This window comes from Aequorivita vitellina (assembly GCF_022008365.1).
GTDB classification, from domain to species: Bacteria; Bacteroidota; Bacteroidia; order Flavobacteriales; family Flavobacteriaceae; genus Aequorivita; species Aequorivita vitellina.
The window spans coordinates 52,703-75,975 of the sequence record NZ_JAIRBA010000007.1; the positions used below are offsets into that span (position 1 = coordinate 52,703).

Annotated in this window: 21 protein-coding genes and 1 tRNA gene; 2 read left to right on the forward strand and 20 right to left on the reverse strand. The window is 37.9% G+C overall.

What is annotated here, in order from left to right:
• The first annotated feature begins 73 nt into the window (after window positions 1–73).
• Window positions 74–1,351, forward strand: a complete 1,278-nt coding sequence (locus tag K8089_RS05430; protein ID WP_237602270.1) for a replication-associated recombination protein A — start codon at window positions 74–76, stop codon at window positions 1,349–1,351.
• Here the strand turns inward: K8089_RS05430 and K8089_RS05435 are convergent.
• Genes K8089_RS05435 through radC form a run of 6 tightly spaced genes read right to left on the reverse strand, consistent with a single transcriptional unit; the run spans window position 1,348 to window position 6,820 of the window.
• Window positions 1,348–2,133 carry a hypothetical protein gene (locus K8089_RS05435; RefSeq protein ID WP_237602271.1) on the reverse strand — a complete coding sequence of 262 codons (786 nt, stop codon included), beginning with the start codon at window positions 2,131–2,133 and terminating at the stop codon, window positions 1,348–1,350. The two genes, K8089_RS05430 and K8089_RS05435, sit on opposite strands and share 4 nt — an antisense overlap.
• Window positions 2,130–3,545 (reverse strand): DUF5723 family protein, encoded by a 1,416-nt coding sequence (locus K8089_RS05440; protein ID WP_237602272.1) that lies wholly within the window; start codon window positions 3,543–3,545, stop codon window positions 2,130–2,132. Before K8089_RS05440 ends, K8089_RS05435 begins: the two co-directional genes overlap by 4 nt.
• A gap of 3 nt (window positions 3,546–3,548) precedes the next feature.
• A complete protein-coding gene (locus tag K8089_RS05445) occupies window positions 3,549–4,094 on the reverse strand; it encodes a hypothetical protein (protein WP_237602273.1) in 546 nt (181 codons plus the stop codon).
• A gap of 49 nt (window positions 4,095–4,143) precedes the next feature.
• On the reverse strand, window positions 4,144–4,833 hold the full coding sequence (locus K8089_RS05450; RefSeq protein WP_237602274.1) for a YjjG family noncanonical pyrimidine nucleotidase: 690 nt from the start codon (window positions 4,831–4,833) through the stop codon (window positions 4,144–4,146).
• On the reverse strand, window positions 4,823–6,118 hold the full coding sequence (locus tag K8089_RS05455) for a DUF7033 domain-containing protein (protein ID WP_237602275.1): 1,296 nt from the start codon (window positions 6,116–6,118) through the stop codon (window positions 4,823–4,825). The genes K8089_RS05450 and K8089_RS05455 overlap by 11 nt, the downstream gene beginning before the upstream one ends.
• 6 nt (window positions 6,119–6,124) lie before the next feature.
• Window positions 6,125–6,820: a RadC family protein gene (gene radC, locus K8089_RS05460; RefSeq protein ID WP_237602276.1), complete on the reverse strand. Its 696-nt coding sequence runs from the start codon at window positions 6,818–6,820 to the stop codon at window positions 6,125–6,127.
• A gap of 134 nt (window positions 6,821–6,954) precedes the next feature.
• Between radC and K8089_RS05465 the strand changes: the two genes are divergently transcribed.
• On the forward strand, window positions 6,955–7,395 hold the full coding sequence (locus K8089_RS05465) for a DUF1569 domain-containing protein (RefSeq protein ID WP_237602277.1): 441 nt from the start codon (window positions 6,955–6,957) through the stop codon (window positions 7,393–7,395).
• 95 nt (window positions 7,396–7,490) lie between these two features.
• Here the strand turns inward: K8089_RS05465 and K8089_RS05470 are convergent, their stop codons facing one another.
• The 14 genes from K8089_RS05470 to K8089_RS05535 all read right to left on the reverse strand — a co-directional run bounded on the left by K8089_RS05470 (window position 7,491) and on the right by K8089_RS05535 (window position 23,273).
• Window positions 7,491–7,856: a SpoIIAA family protein gene (locus K8089_RS05470; protein ID WP_237602278.1), complete on the reverse strand. Its 366-nt coding sequence runs from the start codon at window positions 7,854–7,856 to the stop codon at window positions 7,491–7,493.
• 289 nt (window positions 7,857–8,145) lie between these two features.
• Window positions 8,146–8,219 (reverse strand) — tRNA-Arg (locus tag K8089_RS05475).
• Window positions 8,220–8,327: 108 nt separating this feature from the next.
• A complete protein-coding gene (locus tag K8089_RS05480) occupies window positions 8,328–8,777 on the reverse strand; it encodes a GatB/YqeY domain-containing protein (protein WP_237602279.1) in 450 nt (149 codons plus the stop codon).
• A 151-nt stretch (window positions 8,778–8,928) separates the two neighbouring features.
• The gene (gene ftsZ, locus K8089_RS05485; RefSeq protein ID WP_237602280.1) at window positions 8,929–10,902 is read right to left on the reverse strand and encodes a cell division protein FtsZ; all 1,974 of its coding nucleotides are present in this window, start codon (window positions 10,900–10,902) and stop codon (window positions 8,929–8,931) included.
• A gap of 80 nt (window positions 10,903–10,982) precedes the next feature.
• Window positions 10,983–12,338, reverse strand: coding sequence for a cell division protein FtsA (gene ftsA, locus K8089_RS05490; protein ID WP_237602281.1), 1,356 nt, complete (start codon window positions 12,336–12,338; stop codon window positions 10,983–10,985).
• Between the two features lie 4 nt (window positions 12,339–12,342).
• Complete coding sequence (locus tag K8089_RS05495; RefSeq protein ID WP_237602282.1) at window positions 12,343–13,059, reverse strand: cell division protein FtsQ/DivIB; 717 nt, start codon at window positions 13,057–13,059, stop codon at window positions 12,343–12,345.
• Window positions 13,043–14,404 (reverse strand): UDP-N-acetylmuramate--L-alanine ligase, encoded by a 1,362-nt coding sequence (gene murC / locus K8089_RS05500; RefSeq protein ID WP_237602283.1) that lies wholly within the window; start codon window positions 14,402–14,404, stop codon window positions 13,043–13,045. The genes K8089_RS05495 and murC overlap by 17 nt, the downstream gene beginning before the upstream one ends.
• Window positions 14,401–15,495: an undecaprenyldiphospho-muramoylpentapeptide beta-N-acetylglucosaminyltransferase gene (gene murG, locus K8089_RS05505; RefSeq protein ID WP_237602284.1), complete on the reverse strand. Its 1,095-nt coding sequence runs from the start codon at window positions 15,493–15,495 to the stop codon at window positions 14,401–14,403. Before murG ends, murC begins: the two co-directional genes overlap by 4 nt.
• Window positions 15,496–15,584: 89 nt before the next feature.
• Entirely contained in the window at window positions 15,585–16,775 is a 1,191-nt protein-coding gene (locus K8089_RS05510) for an FtsW/RodA/SpoVE family cell cycle protein (protein WP_237602285.1), read from the reverse strand.
• Between the two features lie 53 nt (window positions 16,776–16,828).
• The gene (murD, locus tag K8089_RS05515) at window positions 16,829–18,166 is read right to left on the reverse strand and encodes a UDP-N-acetylmuramoyl-L-alanine--D-glutamate ligase (protein WP_237602286.1); all 1,338 of its coding nucleotides are present in this window, start codon (window positions 18,164–18,166) and stop codon (window positions 16,829–16,831) included.
• Window position 18,167: 1 nt separating this feature from the next.
• Window positions 18,168–19,409, reverse strand: coding sequence for a phospho-N-acetylmuramoyl-pentapeptide-transferase (gene mraY, locus K8089_RS05520; protein WP_237602287.1), 1,242 nt, complete (start codon window positions 19,407–19,409; stop codon window positions 18,168–18,170).
• A 4-nt stretch (window positions 19,410–19,413) separates the two neighbouring features.
• Window positions 19,414–20,877 carry a UDP-N-acetylmuramoyl-L-alanyl-D-glutamate--2,6-diaminopimelate ligase gene (locus tag K8089_RS05525; protein WP_237602288.1) on the reverse strand — a complete coding sequence of 488 codons (1,464 nt, stop codon included), beginning with the start codon at window positions 20,875–20,877 and terminating at the stop codon, window positions 19,414–19,416.
• Complete coding sequence (locus K8089_RS05530) at window positions 20,874–22,874, reverse strand: penicillin-binding protein (protein ID WP_237602289.1); 2,001 nt, start codon at window positions 22,872–22,874, stop codon at window positions 20,874–20,876. Before K8089_RS05530 ends, K8089_RS05525 begins: the two co-directional genes overlap by 4 nt.
• 78 nt (window positions 22,875–22,952) lie before the next feature.
• Window positions 22,953–23,273, reverse strand: a complete 321-nt coding sequence (locus K8089_RS05535; RefSeq protein WP_237602290.1) for an FtsL-like putative cell division protein — start codon at window positions 23,271–23,273, stop codon at window positions 22,953–22,955.

Genomic DNA, 23,273 nt, shown 5'->3' on the forward strand with positions numbered 1-23,273 from the left:
AAACAATCCCTAAATCAAATTTATGATAAATTGTCAGTGAAACCGATTTATTAATGTTGTAATTTTGAAAACCATGAACACACCCCTCGCCGAACGCATCCGTCCTACCACTTTAGAAGGTTATTTGAGCCAGCAACATTTGGTGGGTCCAAAAGGTTCACTTACCTCGCAATTAAACACAGGAATGATACCTTCCATAATTTTATGGGGGCCACCGGGTACAGGAAAAACCACGCTTGCAAATATAATTGCCAATGAAAGCGGCAGACCATTTTATACTTTAAGTGCTGTAGATAGCGGCGTTGCAGCAGTACGTGAAGTAATTGAAAAAGCGAAAAAAAGCGATACCTTATTTTCAACTAAAAATCCTATTCTTTTTATTGACGAAATTCATCGCTTCAGCAAATCGCAACAAGATTCACTTTTGGGAGCCGTTGAAAAGGGTTGGATAACCTTAATAGGCGCAACCACTGAAAACCCAAGTTTTGAAGTTATCCCTGCTCTCCTATCTCGCTGTCAGGTTTATGTTTTAGAATCCTTTAGTCGCGAAGACATGGAAGCCTTGCTAAAACGGGCTTTAAAACAAGACGAAATCCTATCGCAAAAAAAAGTAACTTTAAAAGAAACCGAAGCACTTATTAGGCTCTCTGGAGGGGATGCGCGCAAGCTTCTCAATATATTAGAGTTGGTAGTTCTTTCAGAAAAAACAGAAAAAATTACGATTACTAATGAACTCGTAATGCAGAAAGCACAGAAAAATACCGTGCTTTACGATAAAACTGGCGAACAACATTACGATATTATTTCGGCTTTTATAAAATCCATTCGTGGTAGCGACCCAAATGCCGCCGTGTACTGGCTAGCGCGTATGATTGAAGGTGGCGAAGACATCAAGTTTATTGCGCGCAGGATGGTAATCTTGTCTTCGGAAGATATTGGGATTGCAAATCCAAATGCGCTTTTACTTGCAAATAGCACCTTTCAGGCAGTAGCTACAATTGGTTATCCCGAAGCACGAATAATTTTGAGTCAATGTGCAATCTATTTAGCAACTTCACCCAAAAGTAATGCATCGTACAAAGCCATTGGCGAAGCCCAGCAACTCGTGCGGCAAACGGGCAATCTATCGGTTCCGTTGTCTATTAGAAATGCACCAACCAAGCTTATGAAACAATTAGGTTACGGAAAGGAATACGAATACGCACACAACTACGAAGGTAACTTTGTAGCTCACGAGTTTTTACCAGAAGAAATTAAGGGCACGACATTTTACAAACCGGGTAACAATGCCAAAGAAAATAGTTTGAAAGCATATTTAAAACAGCTGTGGAAAGACAAATACAATTTTTAATCCACAGCTTGGTAAACGGTGGATGAAGAACCATCGTTAACAGTTAAATTTCCAGAAGCATCAAAAGAAGCATCCGAAACTTTTCCCGAAGTATCCATATATTTTACTACCTGCTCCATCACAATTATTTTTCCTTTTAAAAGCAGACCATCTTCAGCGGCGGGAGATTCTTCGTATAACGAATATCCTTCAGCAGATTTTCTAAGTAAGAATGTTTTACCCGAATTTGAATAATTCGAAAACTTTTCTGAAGGCATATTATTTTCAGAATTAGATGAAGGAATTATTTTTACTGGTGTATTTACTTTGGTAGTAACCGTTTGGTGGCTCACGGTATTATTTTTAGTTTGCAATGCAACATTTTTTTGGTTAACCCCAAGTGCTTCAATGCTGTTAAAAGCTTTGCGTAACGCATCTTGGTAGGTTTTATCGTATTCTTTATACTTGCTTTTTCCTTCTTGGCTTCGGTAGATTTCGTTTGCATTACAATCTTTCAAAACAATTTGAAGTTTGGTGCCAAACAAAGTTTTAAGTTCCTCCACGTTGGCGTACAAACCATCGCAGCGGTCTGCACTGGGCTCAGCATTCGCCATATATGCGTTGAAACCGTATTTTTCAAAATAAAACTTGGTCATTGAATTTAGCTTGTAGTCGTCGTTATCTTTTAAAAAATCGAATTTTACCGGAACAATTACGTAGCTGTAATCGCTTAAGTTGGTATTTTGCGAAATGCTGATTGTTGTGAAAAATAGTGCAGCGGCAAGCAATAAATATCGTGTCATTCTTCGTCAAAGATTAAATTAAACCCTAACTGTAAAGATACACTTTTTGCTTTGGCCAAATTGCCATAGCTCATAAGATTATCTGCGGCGAGGTATAAATTTACTATGCCAATGTCTGCCGAAACACCCAAACCTACATTCTTAAACGAATAGGAATCTACCGTATACGTTGCTTTTGCAGATAGAAAATTGGTAACTCTTCGATGGTAAAACAGCGTACCGGCCAACTGCGGCCCCCTGGGCCTAAAGATAGTATAAAGCTGAAGACCCACATTTTGTCTATACAGCTGTTCGCCTCCCATATTTAAACAATCGCAGGCGCCGGAGCTGTTAAACCTACCAAACCCGTAACTAAGAGCGACGTTAAGTTTTAGGGGCCTAAATTGGGTATATGTCGTATTTAAAGTATCTACTGAAACTTCGCGCGCAATGTCATCTTCAAGGTCGTCGTAATAAGGAAACGTAGATTCTCCTTCACTTAAAGGTGGAAAAACGAGGTTTATTCCATCTAAAGTGTAGGTTCCGTGAGCTCGATAGGTTTCTACATCTTTGGTGTGAAAAATAGCGCCAACGTCCAGCGCACTGGCAGAAAGTGTCCATGCGTCGCCAATTTTATAAGTAAAGCCCAAGTCTACTCCTACCCCTAAGTTACCACCAAATAAAGCGCGGCCAAATATTTCACTCGTTACTTCCGAAGAACCATCTAAATCGCGTAACGGGGCATAGCCAGAAGTCTCAACGGTTACATCGGCATTTTGAACAATATGCTCATATATATTTTCGGAATCTGAACCACCCAATCTAGTTGTAAAGGTTCCTGTATTGTTAACGCTTCGGAAGCTAAACATACTGGAGTATATTTTAAATCGTGCTCCCACTGTTAGTTTGTCACTTATTTGTTTGTTGGCACCAAAATGAAAAACCGTCGTTAAATCGCCGGTAGTACTAATTTCACCTAAATTAAAAGGATAGTCCAGATAATCTTGGTTTCCCTCCCAAGCTAGGATCGCCAAGTCTCGCGGAAAATAACTTATAAAATCAAGTTCTTCATAAATTCCGCCGGAAAAATAGATTTCATTCTTTGCGCGCCAACCAAAATTTATAAGTTCTAATTGCAAAGTTGCAGTGAAAAAATCTGAACTTTTCATTTCAAAAATTTTCCGTCGAATTCTGTCGTTTATATCGTCGTTTCCACTTTTAAAAATATCGTAAGCTGTAACTCCCGTGGCGCCACCATTAAAGTGAATTTGCGATAAAAGGGGAATTCCAAAATGTTTTTTCTGCGTAACGTTTAGGCCCGGATTTAACATTAGCGATTGAGGGATATCGTCAAAACCGTAGAGAATTTGCTTATTCTGTGAAATAGCCAAACAGCCCACGAAACACAGTATGTAGGTAAATAAATAATGCATAGTTTAGTTTTCCAGGTAGTAGGTTGTCTTGGATTTTAAATTTAAATTGCCCTCCAGATTTTGGGCCGAAGAATCTATTGTAACCGAAACCACAACTTTATTTGCTTGGGTAAGCCTTAGTATGTCTTCTCCTTCAACAATTTGTGTAAATTCAGTTAATACGGGCGTTGAAACGGTGCCTTGGGAAACCGCGGTCCCTGCCACATAAGCCGTGTCGTTTGTTTCACTTAAAAATTGAAAATCTACTTGAAAATCTCTGGGTATACTGTTGGTAAATTTAAAGTAAAAATCAGCTCGCTTTAAATACTCTTGGAGACTACTGTCGTCTAAAAAACGAATGTCGGTTGTGTCTGAAACCGTAAGAATGGGGTTTGAATTTATGGAATCAAAAAAACGATTTGCCTGCAGATTGAAGTATATTAAATCTAATTCAACTATGGGGGTTAAGGATATTGCTTCGGCTTGGTCAAAATCTGTATCTTTTACACAAGCCGTAAACAGTAAGCATGTACTTACAAGTACAAAAACATATAGGGGTAATTTGTTCATAATTGGGGATAAAGTGCTAATTATAAACGATGATTGAACAATAATAGTATTAAAGGTGCTTTTTTATTTCGGAAAGTTGATTAATTGCGAAGTGTGGAGCAGTAATATTTTCCTTCCGATAATTAAAAAACAAAGTGTGCATTCCAGCGTTTTTAGCCCCTAAAATATCTGCTTCAAAACTATCGCCTATCATTACACTTTTTTCTGAGATAACGGCAGCTTTGTTAAGCGCTGTTTCAAAAATAACAGGGTGCGGTTTTTTTAAACCTGTTTCTTCGGAAGTAGTAACCGTATTAAAATATTTTTTTATGCCGCTATTTTGAAGTTTTAAATGTTGCACTTCCTCAAATCCATTGGTAATTATATGAAGCGTATATTTTTTTGAAAGGTAGTCTAGAACATCGATGGTATCAATAAACAGATGATTGTCAACGGGAAGTTCTTTAATATAGCAATGTGCGATTGTATCTATCGTTTCCAACGGAAATTTTAACTTAAAAATATCAAAAGTTTCGGTTAATCGTCCTCTGCGCAGTTCTACTTTTGACACCTGATTTTCGCGAAATTTTTTCCAGTATTGAAGATTTATTGGTTCGTATTCTTTTAGAAAATCGGTTAAGGGCAAATCAATATTGTGTTTTTGAAAAACCCTTTGAAAGGCCAAACCAGAATTTCGGTCAAAATCCCAAAGCGTGTGATCTAAGTCGAAAAATATATCTGTAATTCCGTTATACTGCATATTCCTGAAGTTTTTCTGAAAAAATTGAACGCCAAACTTTATTGTTTTCTTCTGAAGAAAAATCTTTGTTTGAAAAAATAATTGTAAAGGTACCGTTAACCTTATTAACTTCGGTAATAGCTTGCAAAACAATTTTTTCAATATCGGAAGCGTATTTTGTGCGAAACGCAGAAGTAGTCATTGCCGCAGGATGAACGAGCAAGGGCGTTTTTATTTCAAAATCTAAATCATAAAAAAGAAAGGGCGTACAGGTCCCTGCTCTAAAGCCAACGGTATTTCGAAAAACCATTGTAAAATCGCGATTTATTTCAAGTTCTACCAAATGCCGGTAAATATCGGGAAGGTTAACTAAAAATTCCGAATTCATCGAACTGCTTAACGCACGGTTAGTAATTGCCTCCATTCGGCGTTTTTCACGTTTTAAAATTTGGTAATTACTCAAGGCGTTAAACGAAAAAATAAGACCTACATTTTTATAGTCGGCCACGTATTTTATGAGCAACTTAAACTTTTGACGGTGGGTGTTCATACTTTCGTTAAAAGACAAGGCATTTCCTAAAAGAAAAAAAATTGTAAGTTTAAAATTACTGCGATTGGCAATATTTACGATCCATTTAAAAGTATCTAACGGATCGCGTTTAAGCCCAATTATAACTTGAGTACGGCTAATAATTTCTCTAAATCTCCCATGAATTAAACTATCAAAATACCCCACAATTGAACGAAAAATACTTTTCTGTTTATAAGCATAGGGTTGTGCGGCCTCAATTACGGGGTGGATTACAATTTTTTTTGATGGAAAGTCAATTTCCGGGAACGTGGTTAAAAGTTTTTCTTTAAAAATATATGCCCAGATATCAACAACGGGTTGATGTAGAAAACCTTCCTTATATGCCAAACTCTCCGATGCCATAAAGCGTCCCATTTCGTCTTTAACGTGGGGCAAATATTCCTCGTAGCGCGTTAACATAAAAAAGCTAGCTGCAAAAATATCGAACGGCAAAGCACTTGTATTTGAAACCGAAAAGAAACCATACGTATTACCCCATTTTTTTACTGTAACTTCAATGGCTTCGAGACCCTGCTGATCTAAAAGCCCTTCACTTTGGAAAAAGAGTTCGTTTCCGAGGGGTTTTTTACCATACGAAATTTTGGGACCTGTGTGTGAAATAAACTCCTCAATAACCGAGGAAAACCCTACCTCTATCCCCAAAATACGCAGACAAATATGCTTGAAAATATAGGAAATTCGCGGAGTAAGTTTTTTGGTGTAAATTAAAAGCATAGCAGATTACAGCATATTTTCATCGGCAAAGCTAAAGTACGCTTTTTCGGTAATAATAAGATGATCCAGCACTTTTATGTCTAAACTATCACCAGCTGTTTTTAGTTTTTTTGTGAGATGAATATCGGCTTGACTAGGTTTTAATGTTCCCGAAGGATGGTTGTGGGCCAAAATAATGCCAACTGCACCAAGCTGTATGGCTTCCTTAAATGCCAAACGAACATCTACAACCGTTCCCGTTATACCGCCTTTACTAAGCTGTGCGCTTTTAATAATTTTATTTGAATTGTTTAAGTAAAGAATCCAAAATTCTTCGTGTGGTAGTTCTCCAATTATTGGCTGTACATATTCAAAAACAGAATTGCTGGAAGTTATTTTTTTGCGCTCCAAAGCTTCACCCGTTCTTCTCCTTCTCCCCAGCTCCATAGCGGCGGCAATACAGATTGCTTTTGCTTCGCCTATGCCTTTAAACTCCATTAACTCTGATATAGACCGACGGCCTAACTCACTTAAATTATTACTAACCGAGGCCAAGATACGCTGGCTTAATGACACGGCACTTTCTTGACGATTTCCGGAACCAATTAATATTGCTATTAATTCGGCATCGCTCAAAGCTATGCGCCCCTTTAGCAACATTTTTTCGCGAGGGCGATCGTCTTCATTCCAGTTTTTTATGGAAAAGGAGTTATTTTCTTCCATATATTAGGTTTTGAATAAAGATAATAACCTAAAAGGAAACCACATAAAGTTTTGAAAACAATATTTTTATGTCCGTGGTTTTTAAAATTTATTAAATAAATTTATAACCTGTAATTTTCACTAAAATCTTAGAGATGAAATCACTTTTTGAACCAGAAACCCATACTGTAATTATAGAAAGAATAAACAAACTTTCAGAAAAAAGTGAACGGCGATGGGGATCGATGAATGTAGCGCAAATGCTTCATCACTGCCAGCTCCCTCTAAAAATTTCATTAGGAAAAGGCAATTTAAAAAAGCAGTTTTTTCCACTCGCTTTTCTTTTTAAAAAATCGCTTTACAACGATAAACCTTGGCGACAGAATTTACCAACCGCAAAAGCTTTTAAAATTACCGAATCGAAAGATTTTGCCGAAGAAAGAACGATGCTTACCGCACTAATTGATGAATTTCACACCAAAAAAAACCAGTCAAAATGGGAACCACACCCCATATTTGGTAAATTTACAGCGCAACAATGGGGGCAAATACAGTATAAACACCTAGATCACCATTTAAAGCAGTTTGGCGTGTAGCTCGTATTATTGATGAAGTGATTATTGAAGAATTTGAACTCAAGGAAAAAACAGTTTCCTATATTTTTGATTGTGCGAATAAAACGAATTAACGGTTATTTTTCTAAACCTTTTAACCAATCCAAAGCTTTCTGGCGTTCGTGTAGCTCAAAGCCTTTTGTTTTAATACCTGGGATAATTAAACTAAAAGCCTCAATAGATTTTTCCAACCATTCTTTGTCAGTAACAATAGCGACGGTTTTAATATCGCTCCAATAATGCAACCCCATTTTAAAGTCTTCCCACAGGGCTTTCGCGGTGTAGTTTAATTCGTCAATTTCTATAAAAAATTTGATAGTCCCGTGCATAGCTTTGTGTTTTTCCAATAAAGGATTAAGCAGGTCGTAATCTGCCTTTGTAGTTTTTCCTGAAATTACGATTCCTAAAATATCCTCGGGAATTCCGCTTATCATTGTAAACATAATTGTAAAATTTTAATTAAATTTTCAGAAGAATAAAGTTAAATATTGAAAACCACCTAAACTTCTAAGATTCTGCTAATTAACACATTTTTAAAGGTTTGAAAATTAATTTGAATTTTATGGAAGTTTACAAAGAGAGACAATGGGTTGGTTAGACATTGCTTTCATTGCTAAGTGTAAAGAAAAACCGCCATTAAACACCTATTTTAAGCCTAGTTTTAAAAACGAAAAAACTGTACTTACAAAATCAAGTTTCCACGATTTAAAGTACAGTTTTTTCTATTTTTAGTGACCGCGAAGGGATTCAAACCCCCAACCCTCAGAGCCGAAATCTGATGCGCTATTCAGTTGCGCCACGCGGCCATTATTTAGTGTTCAGTGTTCAGTGTTCAGTGTTCAGTGTTCAAAAAAATATAATTTGAATTAGTTAAAACAAAATAATTCAATAACATATTAACCAATAACCATGAATTATGAAAGCCTCGACTTCACCACAGTCGAAATAGTTTTTCCATCTGCTTTCCCCGCAAGTTTTGCGCTTGCCAAGCCCATAACTTTACCCATATCTGCCATCGATGAGGCTCCAGTTTCGGCAATTATTTGAGCCACTACCTTGTTTATCTCTTCAATACTTAATTGTTGTGGTAAAAACTGTTCTATTACTTTCGCTTGCGTTAATTCTGGTGCTGCCAAATCTTCTCGCCCCTGCGCTTTATAAAGTTCGGCGCTATCCTTTCGTTGTTTAACTTGTTTTTGAAGAATTTTTATTTCTTCTGCCTCACTTATTTCTGTTTTTGAACCTGTTTCAGTTTGTGCCAAAAGCAGGGCAGATTTAACCGAACGTAAAGCCTCTAAAACTTGTGTGTCTTTGGCTTTCATCGCGGCTTTCATCGCCTCCATAACATTTTGCTGTAAGCTCATTTCTGTGGATTTTAATTGCGTACGAAGATACTTAAATCTCGGCAAACTAAAAAGCGTATAAACTTAGTTTTTCTACTTAATATTGTTATAAAAATAAGCCCCGAATTACAATAATAAATTCGAGGCTTTGCATTAAGTGTATAAAAATTTATTAATCCACGTTATCGTGTAAAAAGGAATTATTCCTACGTAATTCAATCTCGTCTGCATCGGTATTCACAGAGGTTCGTGAAATATTAGACTCGTTTTTCGTTTCGTTTAAATCAATCCCCATGCGTTTGTAAGCGGGTTGCTTTTCAATTTCATCAATTCGGGAAGGACTATTTTTGAACTTATAATTGAATTCTTTCATTTTTCGCTTGCGCTCTTCGGCACGGTCACTCAATATTTTTGATATTGGCGAATTCATCGGGTCTTCTTCTACATTGGTATCGGATGTATCGGTACTTGGTTCTGAAACCGTTCTTTTTTCAAAAACAATTTCCTCATCCATATCTTCCGAAGGGCTTATTTTTTTTGGCTTGGCATTGTTTAAATGACTTTCAACTTCTTGATAGTCGTCAAGACTGTAGCGCTTTATTCCGTTTTCCGAAACTTCGGTAACCGGAACAACTTCTACGTGATCTTTCACCTCTATTTCATCCAGATTAAAGAAAACCTTTTCTTCTTTCTGTTCTTTCTCAGAAGTTTTCTGAGAATTAGATTTTATAGGAAGATCGAACATTAATATTTGCTCCTCATTCTCAATAGCAGTGCTTTGAGAAGTGCTTGTGGTTTCCTCCTGTTTTTTTGGAGCTTCTACAATTACGAATTCGTTGACGTTTATTTTATTAACTTCAACTTGGTTAAAATCTTCAATATTTTTCGCTTCAACTTCTTCATAATTAACCGTTAAGTTTTTCAACAATTCTGAAGTTTTAACATAGCCTTCAAAAGGTTGTTCTTCTTGCAATTCGGTATCATCAAATAAAGTGTGTTTAACTATCGGGGCTTCATTTTTGGGCTGGGTAGTTAAAGGCTTTTCTGGCAATCTAACGGGACTTGCAGTGGCTTTAGGAGTAAGATCTTGCACGGCCTTTTGTTCGTCTTCTAAGGTGTGAATTATCTTTTTTGTTTCGGTATTTACTATTTCATTTTGTTGTTCAATGTTAAAACCAGTAGCAATTACGGTAATTGAAATAGAGCCCTCTAAATTTTCTTCGTCGCCCACACCCATAATAATATTCGCGCTATGGCCAGCTTCACTTTGAATGTGATCACTTATTTCGCCAATTTCATCAATAGTAATTTCATCGGTTCCAGAAACGATAAGCAGCAATACGTTTTTAGCACCTTTTATTTTATTATCGTTGAGCAATGGCGAGTCTAAGGCTCTGCTAATTGCCTCTTTAGCTCTGTTCGCACCAGAAGCGGTAGCGCTTCCCATAATAGCCGTACCACTATTTGCAAGAACCGTTTTTGCATCCCGAAGGTCAATGTTTTGCGTGTAGTGATGTGTTATTACTTCGGCAATTCCACGAGCAGCAGTTGCCAATACTTCATCGGCTTTGGAGAAACCAGCTTTAAATCCGAGATTTCCATAAACCTCTCGCAATTTATTATTGTTAATTACCACCAAAGAATCTACATTTTTGCGCAATTTTTCAACTCCAATTTGCGCCTGATCGTTACGGGTTTTTCCTTCAAATTGAAATGGAATAGTAACAATGCCAACAGTGAGAATGTCCATATCTTTTGCCATTTTGGCAATAATAGGCGCAGCTCCTGTACCCGTACCACCACCCATTCCGGCTGTAATAAAAATCATTTTGGTATTGGTAGTAAGCATACTGCGAATTTCTTCCATGCTTTCAACGGCAGATTGCTCACCAACGTCGGGATTGGCACCTGCGCCCAAACCTTCGGTTAAAGAAACCCCTAATTGAATTTTAATTGGCACCGGGCTGTTTTCTAACGCCTGTGAATCTGTATTACAAATTACAAAGTCTACTCCCTTTATGCCCTGGCTGAACATATGGTTAATGGCATTACTACCTCCACCGCCAACACCGATAACCTTAATCACATTTGATTGGTTCTTCGGCAGGTCGAATGAAATGTTATCAAATTCTGTTTTGCTGCTCATAGTTTTATTTTTTGTTGCAATGTTTTAAAATTTTATCCGATTAATTCATCGGTTTATCCGCGATGCATCACACATCGTCGTTATTCGGCATTGTCTAAAAATTCTTTAAACCGTTCTGCCCATTTATCAAAAAATCGTTTTGATGATTTCTTTTCTTTGGTAGTTTCTTCTTCTGCGCCATCGTCGTCCTCTTTCGCTTCAGTTGCTACCGCTTTCTCTTCATCATCTTGCGATTCTTCACCATTTGGAAAACGCTTCATTAAAGAAGATTTTTCTTTGCTTTCCAAACTATTTAACACCAAGCCTACCGCTGTTGCATACATTGGGCTGGTAGTTTCGGCATCGCTGTCGCCTGCCAAATGCTCGTTGGGATAACCAATTCGCGTATCCATTCCTGTAATGTATTCTACCAACTGTTTAATATGCTGAAGCTGCGCACCGCCACCGGTTAGCACGATTCCGGCTATTAATTTCTTCTTCGGATCTTCATGCCCGTAATTTTTAATTTCCATATAAACCTGCTCAACAATCTCGATAACTCGCGCATGGATTATTTTTGACAAGTTTTTTAAACTAATTTCTTTTGGTTCTCTTCCGCGTAGTCCAGGAATAGAAACTATTTCGTTGTCTTTATTCTCTCCAGGCCAAGCCGAGCCAAATTTTATTTTTAAAAGCTCTGCCTGTTTTTCAATAATAGAGCAACCCTCTTTTATATCGTCCGTAATTACATTTCCTCCAAATGGAATTACAGCGGTATGACGAATTATACCGTCTTTAAAAATTGCTAAATCTGTGGTTCCACCTCCAATATCAATAAGTGCTACTCCCGCTTCTTTTTCCTCTTGACTCAAAACTGCTTTAGCCGAAGCTAACGGCTCTAATGTTATAGCCGAAAGTTCTAAACCAGCGCTTTTAATACATCTGCCCACGTTGCGGATAGAAGATACTTGCCCAACTACCACATGAAAATTCGCTTCAAGCCGTGCGCCGTACATTCCTATCGGTTCTTTTATTTCTCCTTGACCATCTACTTTAAAATCTTGTGGCAACACGTGTAATATCTCTTCGCCCGGAAGCATAACTAGTTTGTGTACTTGATTGCACAGTCTATCTATATCCTCTTCTTTTATTACATCTTCGCCATTAGAACGGGTTATGTAATCGCTGTGTTGCAGACTGCGAATGTGCTGGCCAGCAATGCCAACAACCACTTCCTTTATTTTCATCCCAGAGGAAGTCTCGGCATCTTGCACTGCTTGCTGTATAGATTGTATGGTTTGGGTAATATTGTTAACAACCCCCCGGTGTACGCCAAGGCTTTTTGCTTTTCCAATTCCCAACACCTCCATTTTGCCATAATCGTTTTTTCTACCAATCATAGCAACTATTTTGGTAGTTCCAATATCCAATCCTACAGCAATATTATCGTTTTCCATGGCCTTACTTTTTAGTGGCAATTACCTGATTGTCAAACTTCAGATTTACCATTTTGTACTCAAATAGCGTACTGTCTTGTTTTGTTTTTTTATAAAAAGCTTTAAAGTTTTGAAACTTTTGCGCTATGTTTTCCGGTTGCCCGAATAACACATTAAAATCCATTTTTCGAAGTTCGAATTGTATCGAACCATCTTCAAGCCGGTTTACCCCTATCACGCTTTTTTTCATAAATTCATCTTCATCAATTTTTAGCAACAAAGACGTAATTTCATTAAAATAATTTTTAGAGCTGCCCGTAATTATTGGCACCCTTGCCGAGTAAACTGTTGATAACGGCATTTTTTTTCCATCAGCATCTATGTAATAATCGGGTGTTGCAGACACCCTACCAATGGGTCTACGCTGCTCAATCTTTGCGCCCAACGTGCCATCTACAGACACATAGACCTGAGCATCACGAACCATAGGGTTTTTCTGCAGTCTTTCCTCCATCTCCTTCAAAACTAAAGTTTCTTTGTCTATGCTCGTAACCTTAGCATGATTTTGTATCAACAATTTATTAACTGTATCAAAAGTGATAAAAGGGTTATTTTCATCTGTAAAAACAACTTCTATTTTATTGAGTTTTCTGGCGTTATTCCGCTTATTTGTGAAGCTGAAAAGAAATGCCAGCACCCCTAATAAAATGATAAATTTTATAATTTCAAGACTGCGTTTCATTCTTCAATTTTTTGGTTAAACTATTTACTTCTGCACCAATATCACCAGCCCCTACCAGCAATTTAACTCGGCATTTAGACTTTAATAGAACTTCTGGTAAAGCAGATTTAAAAACCACTCTTTTATTTTTTGCTTGTATTTGGTTTAAAAGCCATTTTGACGTAATACCTTCAATGGGTTCTTCACGCGCTGGATAGATATCTAAAAGTACAACCTCGTCAAATTTGGAAAGGCTTCTTGCAAAACCTTCGGCAAAATCGCGCGTTCTGCTGAAAAGATGTGGCTGAAAAACAATCTGTTTGTGATCGTTCGGGTACATTTCATCTACCGCTTGAAAAAGTGCCTCAATTTCTGTGGGGTGATGTGCATAATCGTCTATTAAAACCAACGTTTCTGTTTTAATTTTATACGAAAAGCGACGTTTTACCCCTTTAAAAGATGCCAACGCTTTGGGCAGACGATCGGTTGGGGAGCCTGCTAAAATCGCCATGCCCAAAGCCATGATGGCATTTGTAAGATTATGGTGTCCAGGAAGATGAAAAACTAAATTTTCAATTGTTAAATCCGGTGTTTTTAAGTCGAAAATATATGCGCCATTTTCAATTTTTACGTTCTGCGCTTGGTAATCTGCCGTTTCGTCAACTGCAACAGTCATCCCGTCCAACGGAAGATTTTGTTTAATAAAAACATGTTCCTCCTTTTCCACCAAACGCGCAAAAGTTCTAAACGCATTTTCTAATTCGGAAGCATCGCCATAAATATCTAAATGATCTGCATCCATTGAAGTAATGCAAGCAATATTTGGTTGTAATTGAAGAAACGAGCGATCAAATTCATCGGCTTCTACTACGGTTATTTGTTTTCCATTATAGATGAAATTGGAATTATAATTTTCCGCAATTCCGCCCAAAAAGGCAGTTACCGGCATATTGCACTCCGCCAATAAATGCCCCAAAATTGCCGAAGTTGTTGTTTTGCCGTGCGTTCCTGCAACTGCCAAACACAGTGTGTTTTTTGAAACCTCGCCTAAAAGTTGCGCTCTTTTTACAATGGAAAATTCTTCGGAAAAGAAATAATTTAAAATCTTATTTCCCTTCGGAATGGCAGGGGTGTAAACAACCAAAACATTATTTTTTGAAATAACTTCTTTCTGAATTTCTGAAATTTCATCAATAAAATTCACCTGAATTCCTTCGGCTACCAATTCATCGGTTAAATCGGTTGGCGTTTTATCGTAACCAAAAACAGCTTTCCCCTGCATATTGAAATAGCGGGCAAGCGCACTCATCCCTATGCCGCCGATGCCGACGAAGTAAAAGGTTTGTATTTGGTTTACATCTTTCAATTTTTAGTTTTTATCAATTTTTCAATCTCTTCAACTATATCTTTTGTGGCGTTTGGTTTCGCTAATTTTTTAATGTTTTCCGACAGTGTTTTTTGTTTTTCTTCGGAAGTAATTAATGCCGAAAATTCTTTTTCAAACTTGGAATCCAACTCGCTTTCTTTTATTAACAACGCAGCATTTTTTTCTGAAATTGCCATGGCGTTTTTAGTTTGGTGATCTTCTGCTACATTGGGCGATGGAATAAATACAACAGGTTTTCCTACCAAGCACAACTCTGAAACTGAAAGCGCTCCTGCCCTTGAAATAATGAAATCTGCCGCAGCATACGCCAAATCCATTCTGTTTAAGAAAGTGTGAATTTGAACCGTTTTACTACCCTTACTTTTATAAATTTCACCGTAATATTTTCCACATTGCCAAATTACCTGCAACTGTTGTTTTTCAAAAAGCGGAAGCGATTTATCTATTAATTCATTTATACGTTTTGCACCCAAACTTCCACCTAAAACCAATAAGGTTTTTTTGTCTTTCTTCAAATTGAAAAAAGCGAGCGCCGCTGCTCTTTTTGAAGAAACGTCAATTAAATCTTGCCGCACGGGATTTCCGGTAAGTTTTATTTTATCGGAGGGGAAAAATTTATCCATTCCGTCGTACGCGACACAAATTTTCTGAACCTTGGTACTCAACCATTTATTTGTTATCCCGGCGTGGCCATTCTGCTCCTGTATTACACACGGCACGCCACGTAAAGCTGCCATTCGCAACAAGGGAGCGCTCGCAAAACCGCCAGTGCCTATGGCAACGTCTGGTTTAAAATCTTTTAAAATTTTTAAAGATTTCCGAAGACTTGAAACAAGTTTTAACGGAAACGCTAAATTCTGCAACGACAAGCTGCGTTGTAATCCCGAAATCCAAAGCCCAATAATCTTGTAACCAGCTCGTGGTACTTTTTCCATCTCCATTCTGTCGGCGGCTCCCACAAATAAAAATTCAGCATCGGGGAAACGAGCTTGCAACTCGTTCGCAATAGCAATCGCCGGGTAAATATGACCTCCGGTGCCGCCGCCTGATATGATGAATTTTCGTTTCATTAACTTTCTCTTTATTCTTTCCTCTTTATTCTTTGTTCGCCACTTCTTTAAAAACACTACTTTAGACGCACTACAGTGCGGTTCTACGGTTATATTGTTTCACTTAAAATATCAAGTGGATTTTCTTCCGTTTCTTCTTTGGGCACCACTTCTCGTTTTGCACTCACACTTAAAATCATTCCCAACGCCATACAAGTCATCCAAATTGACGTTCCGCCGCTACTTATTAACGGTAAATTTTGTCCTGTTACGGGGAACAATTCCACCGCAACCGCCATATTTATCATCGCCCTAAAAACAATGGGCAAGCCAACGCCAATGACGAGCAGTTTCCCAAAAATGGAAGTGGATTTGTGAGCAACGACCACAATTCTGAATAATAAAAACAGGTAGAGTATCATTAAAAACATACCCCCCAACAAGCCAAATTCTTCAACAATTATTGCATAAATAAAGTCTGAAGAAGACTGCGGCAAGAAGTTTTTCTGAACACTTTTTCCCGGACCCAATCCTGCAATTCCGCCGGAGGCAATGGCTATTTTTGCTTTTTCAATTTGGTAATCTGCTTCGGTATCTTTATCGTCGCTAAAGTTCTCAATACGGCTCATCCAAGTATCTACTCTATTTGGAAAAACACCCGGGAAAGCTTTCGCTGTAAGCACAAAAAGTGTTAGAAAAAGCAAGCCTGCTCCAAGAATTATCCCCAAGTATCGCAACGGATAACCGCCCACAAAAACTAACATTACAATCATTGAAAAGAAGATTGCAGTAGTTGAAAAGTTAGCCGGAAGAATTAATGCGAGCACCATAAATACTGGCACCCAAAGTGGTAAAATAGTTTCTTTAAAGCTTACTGTTTTGTCTTTGATTCGCGATAGGTATCGCGCAACATAAGTCATTAAAACTACACCCGCCAAAGTTGAAGTTTGGAACGTTATGCCCACAAATGGCAAACGGATCCAACGGCTGGCATTGGCTCCTTCAATTGTAGTTCCCTCAGCCATTGTAGCTATCAACAACAAAATAATCACAGGCATCGCAATGATGGAAAGCCCGCGGAAATAATGATACGGTATTTTATGCACACCGTAAAGAATGGCAAAACCCAAAACCAAATGCGAAAAGTGCCGCAACAAATACGGCAAAGTACTTCCATCGCCGTACAAATAGGCCAAGTTACTGCTTGAGCTGTAGACGGGCAAAAAGGAAAAGAGCGCCAAAAGACCCACAACTCCCCAGATTGCTTTATCACCTTGTATGTAATGGAAAATGTTTTTCATTTTTTATTTCTTGTCTGTTCTCTGTTGTCTGTTGTCTGTTGTCTGTTAAAAAATTATAAATTTCTAATTGCATCTTTAAACTGTCTGCCGCGGTCTTCGTAGTTTTCAAACAAGTCAAAACTCGCACAGGCTGGGGAAAGGAGCACCGTATTATTTCGTTCTGCTAGTTTGTACGCCACTTCTACCGCCATCGCCATTGAGTCTGTTTCAATAATTGTGTCTATCACATTTCCGAAAGCATCAATTATTTTTTGATTGTCAACGCCCAAGCAAATAATTGCTTTTACTTTTTCGTTCACCAAAGGCAACAGTTCGTCGTAATCATTCCCCTTATCTACGCCCCCAACAATCCATACAGTTGGATTCTCCATGCTATCTAAAGCAAAATATGTAGCATTTACATTCGTGGCTTTTGAATCGTTGATATACAACACGTTGTTTATTTTCAAAACTTTTTCTAGCCTGTGCTCCACACCCTGAAATCCTTCGAGACTTTCGCGGATTGTTTGTTTTCTAATTCTCAGCAATTTAGCTACTGTTGAAGCAGCCATAGCATTTTTTACATTGTGTTCCCCTTGTATTCCTATTGTTGCAATTGGCATAGTAAATTCTGTATTATTTATTTTTAATATTATTTCGTTATTTCTTTTGTATGCGCCCTGTTTCAGTTCTTTTTTAACCGAAAAAGGAAGCGGTTGCGATTTTATGGGATTTTGCGAAAGCCATTTCGTTATTTCCACATCGTCAGCGTCATAGATGAAATAGTCTTCGGACGTTTGATTCATCACAATTCGAAATTTTGAAGCGATATAATTTTCGTATTTGTAATCATATCTGTCCAAATGGTCCGGACTCAAATTGGTTAAAACTGCTATGTGCGGTGCAAAAGTTTCAATTCCGTCTAGTTGAAAGCTGCTTAATTCAAGTACGAAATTTTCATACTTTTCTTCAGCTACTTGTCCGGCAAAACTCTTTCCTATGTTTCCGCCCAATGCTACATTTAAGCCGCCGTCACTCAATAATTTATAAGTGAGACTGGCTACCGTTGTTTTTCCGTTACTTCCCGTGATGCCTACAATTGTTGCTTTCGTGTACTTTGAAGCAAATTCAATTTCAGAAATCACCTTCACACCTTTCGCAAGTAATTTTTTTACGATTGGCGCTTTATCGGGAATTCCCGGGCTTTTCATTACAATATTTGCGGAAAGAACTTTTCCTTCGGAATGACCTTCCTCTTCCCATGAAATCTCATTATTTATAAGAACTTGTTTGTACTTCTCTTTTATTTTTCCGAAGTCTGACACAAACACTTCAAACCCCTTCTTTTTTCCTAAAATGGCAGTTCCAACTCCACTCTCGCCTCCGCCCAGAATTACCAATCGCTGTTTCACTTTATCTAATTTTGAGTGTAACGAGTGTAATTATTGCTAGAAATATTCCTACAATCCAAAACCGAGTTACAATTTTACTTTCGTGAAAACCCTTTATTTGATAATGGTGATGTAATGGCGCCATTCTGAAAATACGTCTCCCATCTCCAAATTTTTTCTTCGTGTATTTAAACCACGTTACCTGTAAAACCACCGAAAGGTTTTCCATCAGAAATACGCCACAGAGGATTGGTATTAATAGTTCTTTCCGAACAGCAATAGCGATTACGGCTATAATTCCGCCAATAGTTAAACTGCCGGTATCGCCCATAAATACTTGAGCTGGATACGTATTGTACCATAAAAACCCGATGAGTGCCCCAACAAAGGCAGTGATAAAAATGGTCATCTCTCCCGTATTTGGGATGTACATTATATTTAAGTAATCTGAAAAAATTACGTTGCCCGAAACCCAAGCAAATAGAGCCAGGGTAGATGCTATTATAGCAGATGTTCCCGCAGCAAGCCCATCGATTCCATCGGTGAGATTGGCGCCATTTGAAACCGCGGTGATAATAAAAATTACAATAGGTATAAAAATGAGCCAAACATAACTTTGGTAGTTATTGCCTGCCCAACTTATAAGCTCGGAATAGTTAAATTCATTCTCCTTTACAAAGGGAATGGTGGTTAACATAGACTTATCTTTTACATAAAAAGTATTGGTTGTTGGTTTTTCAATTACACGAGCAATTTCAGTTTCAGTTTCAGGGTTTTGAACAGTGCGCTCAACCACAATATCTGGATGTAAATACATAGTCAACCCCACAAAAAGCCCCAGTCCAACTTGCCCAATTACCTTAAACTTTCCCGGAAGACCTTGTTTATCATTTTTAAATTTTTTAATGTAATCGTCAATAAAACCAATAACTCCCATCCAAAGGGTGGTAATAATTAGCAGGATTACGTAAATATTTTCCAGCTTTGCGAAAAGCAAAACAGGGATAAGCGTGGCCAGAATTATAATAATTCCACCCATGGTTGGCGTTCCGGCCTTTTCGTTTTGCCCTTCCAAACCAAGGTCGCGGATAGACTCGCCAACTTGTTTTTTTCGTAGGAATTCAATTATTTTTTTACCGTAAACCGTGGCAATAAATAACGAAAGTATAACCGCCGAAATAGCACGAAAGGAAATAAAATTGAACAAACCCGCGCCTGGCACATCGTACGTTTTATCCAAATATTCAAAGAGATAATAAAGCATTTGGTTATTTGTTTAAAGCTGTTAATGTTTGGTTTACTATTTTAAAATCATCAAAATCAAAGCGTTCGCCATTAATTTCCTGATAGGTTTCGTGACCTTTTCCGGCAATTAAAATAATGTCATTTTCTTCCGCCATTTGGCAAGCTGCTTTAATCGCTTCTTTTCTATTTGTAATTGAAATGGTCTTTTTATAATGTACGGCTGGCACTCCAGCTTCAATCTGCTCAATAATTTTTTCGGGATTTTCAGTCCGTGGATTATCACTCGTAAAAACTACCCGCGTACTCAAAGTAGCCGCAATTTCACCCATAACAGGACGTTTTTGGTCATCTCTATCGCCACCGCAACCCACAACTGTAATGACCGCTTCATTCCCGGTCCTAATACTATTTATGGTCTTTAAAACATTTTGCAAAGCGTCAGGGGTGTGTGCATAATCTACAATTGCAGTAATTTTAGTTTCAGATATTAAATATTGAAACCTGCCATCAACACTATCCAAAGTGCTCATAATTTGAAGAATTTCCAGTTCCTCTAACCCCAAGAGTTGGGAGGCACCAAAAATGGCAAGTAGATTGTATGCATTAAAGTCTCCAATCAATTTTACCCAAACATCCTGATTATTAATTTTTAGAAGCTGACCAGAAAACTGACTTTCCAAAATCTGTGCTTTATAATCTGCGTATGTTTTTAAGGCATAGGTGTATTTTGTGGCTTTGGTATTCTGAAGCATTACCAATCCGTTTTTGTCGTCAACATTTACTAATGCAAAAGCAGATTTTGGCAACCCGTCAAAAAAAGATTTTTTTACATCGCGGTATGCTGCAAAATCTTTGTGATAATCTAAATGATCGTGCGAAAGGTTTGTAAAAATACCACCTGCAAAACGCAAAGCCTCCGTCCGTTTTTGATGGATGCCGTGCGAACTCACTTCCATAAAACAGAACTCTACCCCTGCATCTACCATTTTGCGTAAATAGCTGTTTATTGTTAGTGAATCTGGCGTTGTGTGCGAGGTTTTATATTCGCTGTCCCCAACCATTATTTTCACCGTAGAAAGCAAACCGGCTTCCATGCCCGCTTTTTTGAAAAGTTGGTATAAAAGTGAAGAAACCGTTGTTTTTCCATTGGTGCCGGTTATACCCACAAGTTTCAATTCTTCCGAAGGATTTCCGAAATAATTGGCAGCCATTATTGCTAAAGCACTGTGCGTATTTGCAACCTGCACATAGGTAATTCCATTTATAATATATTCTGGCAATTCTTCGCAAATAATGGCCAATGCACCTTGGTCCGCCGCTTTTTTAATATATTGATGTCCGTCTGAAATTGTTCCTTTTATTGCAATAAACACGTCGTTTAAAGAAACGTTTCTCGAATCAAATTCTAGATTGTTTATTGCCACAGAAGTACTACCAACGACGCTTTCGATGGTTACTTTGTACAGTATGTCTTTTAACAAAATCACGATAAACTCAATGTTATTAATTGTCCTTTTTTAAGTAATTCTCCAGACTTTATAGACTGAGTAGAAACTGTTCCGTTGCCTACAACTTGTACTCTAAGTCCAAGATTTTCTAAAAGTGAAACTGCGTCCATTCCCGCCATTCCCGTTACATTTGGGATGGTTTTGGATGGTTGTTGCAGTTTGGCATAATATTTTTCGAAATCTTTTTCGACGGTAGTATCCGGAATTTCTATTTTTTCTACTTTATCCACATTTCGAGATTCAGTAAATATTTTCTGCGCCACGCGTTTAAATACAGGTCCAGAAACATCTGCCCCGTAAAAACCTCTTTTAGTACTGGGTTTATGAATTATGACAATGCAAGAATATTTAGGATCTTCTGCCGGAAAAAATCCTGCAAACGAAGAAATATATCGCGGATTACTATTCCAATCGGGGTACCAATATTCAGTACGGGCAGTTCCTGTTTTTCCCGCCATTGAAAAATCTGGTGAGTAGAGGGATCTTCCAGTTCCACGCTTCACCGTATTTTTCATAATTTCTCTAATGTCATTCAAGGTTTTATCTGAACAAATTTTTGAATTTATAACCTGGGTATTATAGACGGTCACTTTTTCATTCCATGCGCGTACTTCTTTTATAAAGCGCGGCTTCACCATTACTCCGTTGTTTGCAATGGCATTGTAAAAAGTTAAAGTTTGAAGTGGGGTCAACCTTAAATTATATCCGTAAGCCATTGATGGAAGCGCATTCTTACTCCATTTTTTATCGCCGGGCTGCGGAATTAATGGAGCTCCTTCACCTTTAATTGCCACCCCAGTTTTATCATCGAGATGCCAACTTTTTAATCGATTAATAAATTTATTTGGGTTTTTGGAGTACCCATTATCAATAATTGTAGCCAGCCCTATATTTGATGACACCTCCAACGCTCTCGCCGCCGAAATTTCACCATAACCACCCCGTTTTGAATCATTAACAGGTTTGCCATAAAATATCTTCCTGCCATTGCCGGTATCTACAACACTGCTAGTGTCTATTACTTTATCTTCCAATGCCGCCATTAACGCCATCACTTTAAAGGTTGAACCGGGCTCGTGCGATTCGCCGACTGCGTAATTAAGTTTTTCGTAATAGTTCCCGTTTGATGTACGCCCCAAGTTTGAAACAGCTTTTATCTCGCCAGTAGCCACTTCCATTACAATTACAGTTCCGTGCTCGGCTTCGTAATATTCTAGTTGCTTTAACAAAGCGTGATGCGCTATATCTTGAATATTTACATTAATTGTAGAAACAATGTCGTAACCATCTTGTGGCTCAATTTCGTTGTCGTCTGAAATAGGTTTCCACTGTCCTTGAGCTATTTTTTGCTTTAGTCGATGCCCTTCTTTCCCGGTTAACAAATCGTTGAAAGCGCCTTCCAATCCAACGGCATAATAGCCCGGACGGTCAAATGCTTCGTCACCAACGGTGCGCTGAGCAATTTTTCCAATTGGATGTTCACGAACGGTGCGCTGCTCCACAATGATGCCACCCTTATACGGTCCTTTGCGGAAAAGCGGTAAATTTTTCACTTTTATATAATCTGAATACCCCAGGTTTTTTACAATTAGTAAATACCTGTTTTTATCGGCACGGGCTTTTCTGAACTTGTTTTGGTAATACGAAACAGGTTTTCCAAACATACTGCTCAATCCTTCGGAAAGAGGCTTTAAATTTTCTTTGAAATCTTTTGAAGAAACGGTAACCGCGTCAAACCGAATGTCGTATTTAGGAACCGATGTAGCCAAAAGACTGCCGTCATCGGCATAAATATTACCACGATTAGCAGGAATTATAAAATTTTTGGTGGTATTTTCCTTTGCCAAATCACGATACTTATCGCCGTCTATAAACTGAATGTTCATCAATTTAACGCTAATGGCAAGCGCGAAGAGAAACATACATCCTGCAATGATGTATAAACGATTTAATATGTTTTTTTCTTCGAAAGCCATTTTACTCCTCAGTATCCCTTTTTTATTCTTTTCTCTTTTTTCTTTTCTCTTTATTCTTTCGTCTTTATTCTACCCGCTCTAATCCTCTTCTTCAATAATTCGAATTCTTTTCGGTGGATTAGACGATGGCTGCAACCCTCGACGTTCCATTGCCGCAATAATTTTGCTTTCCATTCGCGACTGCATCAACATCATTCTTACATCTACATATTCGCTTTTAAGCTCCTTTACCTGTGCGTTTAATTTTGAAATTACGTGCACTTTTTTATCGGCGCTGTGCGAACTGCTAATCATTACCAAAGCCAAAACAGAAAGAAAAATGATGAAATGCCAGTTTTTTAATGCGTCATCACTTACCAAAAATTTTCCTTTTATTATGTTGTAAAAACCTTCTTTCAT

What these genes read in the sequence shown, in the direction of transcription:
- K8089_RS05430 (WP_237602270.1), top strand. Translation starts at nt 74, where the DNA reads ATGAACACACCCCTCGCCGAACGCATCCGTCCTACCACTTTAGAAGGT.
- K8089_RS05435 (WP_237602271.1), bottom strand. Translation starts at nt 2,133, where the DNA reads ATGACACGATATTTATTGCTTGCCGCTGCACTATTTTTCACAACAATC.
- K8089_RS05440 (WP_237602272.1), bottom strand. Translation starts at nt 3,545, where the DNA reads ATGCATTATTTATTTACCTACATACTGTGTTTCGTGGGCTGTTTGGCT.
- K8089_RS05445 (WP_237602273.1), bottom strand. Translation starts at nt 4,094, where the DNA reads ATGAACAAATTACCCCTATATGTTTTTGTACTTGTAAGTACATGCTTA.
- K8089_RS05450 (WP_237602274.1), bottom strand. Translation starts at nt 4,833, where the DNA reads ATGCAGTATAACGGAATTACAGATATATTTTTCGACTTAGATCACACG.
- K8089_RS05455 (WP_237602275.1), bottom strand. Translation starts at nt 6,118, where the DNA reads ATGCTTTTAATTTACACCAAAAAACTTACTCCGCGAATTTCCTATATT.
- radC (WP_237602276.1), bottom strand. Translation starts at nt 6,820, where the DNA reads ATGGAAGAAAATAACTCCTTTTCCATAAAAAACTGGAATGAAGACGAT.
- K8089_RS05465 (WP_237602277.1), top strand. Translation starts at nt 6,955, where the DNA reads ATGAAATCACTTTTTGAACCAGAAACCCATACTGTAATTATAGAAAGA.
- K8089_RS05470 (WP_237602278.1), bottom strand. Translation starts at nt 7,856, where the DNA reads ATGTTTACAATGATAAGCGGAATTCCCGAGGATATTTTAGGAATCGTA.
- K8089_RS05480 (WP_237602279.1), bottom strand. Translation starts at nt 8,777, where the DNA reads ATGAGCTTACAGCAAAATGTTATGGAGGCGATGAAAGCCGCGATGAAA.
- ftsZ (WP_237602280.1), bottom strand. Translation starts at nt 10,902, where the DNA reads ATGAGCAGCAAAACAGAATTTGATAACATTTCATTCGACCTGCCGAAG.
- ftsA (WP_237602281.1), bottom strand. Translation starts at nt 12,338, where the DNA reads ATGGAAAACGATAATATTGCTGTAGGATTGGATATTGGAACTACCAAA.
- K8089_RS05495 (WP_237602282.1), bottom strand. Translation starts at nt 13,059, where the DNA reads ATGAAACGCAGTCTTGAAATTATAAAATTTATCATTTTATTAGGGGTG.
- murG (WP_237602284.1), bottom strand. Translation starts at nt 15,495, where the DNA reads ATGAAACGAAAATTCATCATATCAGGCGGCGGCACCGGAGGTCATATT.
- K8089_RS05510 (WP_237602285.1), bottom strand. Translation starts at nt 16,775, where the DNA reads ATGAAAAACATTTTCCATTACATACAAGGTGATAAAGCAATCTGGGGA.
- mraY (WP_237602287.1), bottom strand. Translation starts at nt 19,409, where the DNA reads ATGCTTTATTATCTCTTTGAATATTTGGATAAAACGTACGATGTGCCA.
- K8089_RS05530 (WP_237602289.1), bottom strand. Translation starts at nt 22,874, where the DNA reads ATGGCTTTCGAAGAAAAAAACATATTAAATCGTTTATACATCATTGCA.
- K8089_RS05535 (WP_237602290.1), bottom strand. Translation starts at nt 23,273, where the DNA reads ATGAAAGAAGGTTTTTACAACATAATAAAAGGAAAATTTTTGGTAAGT.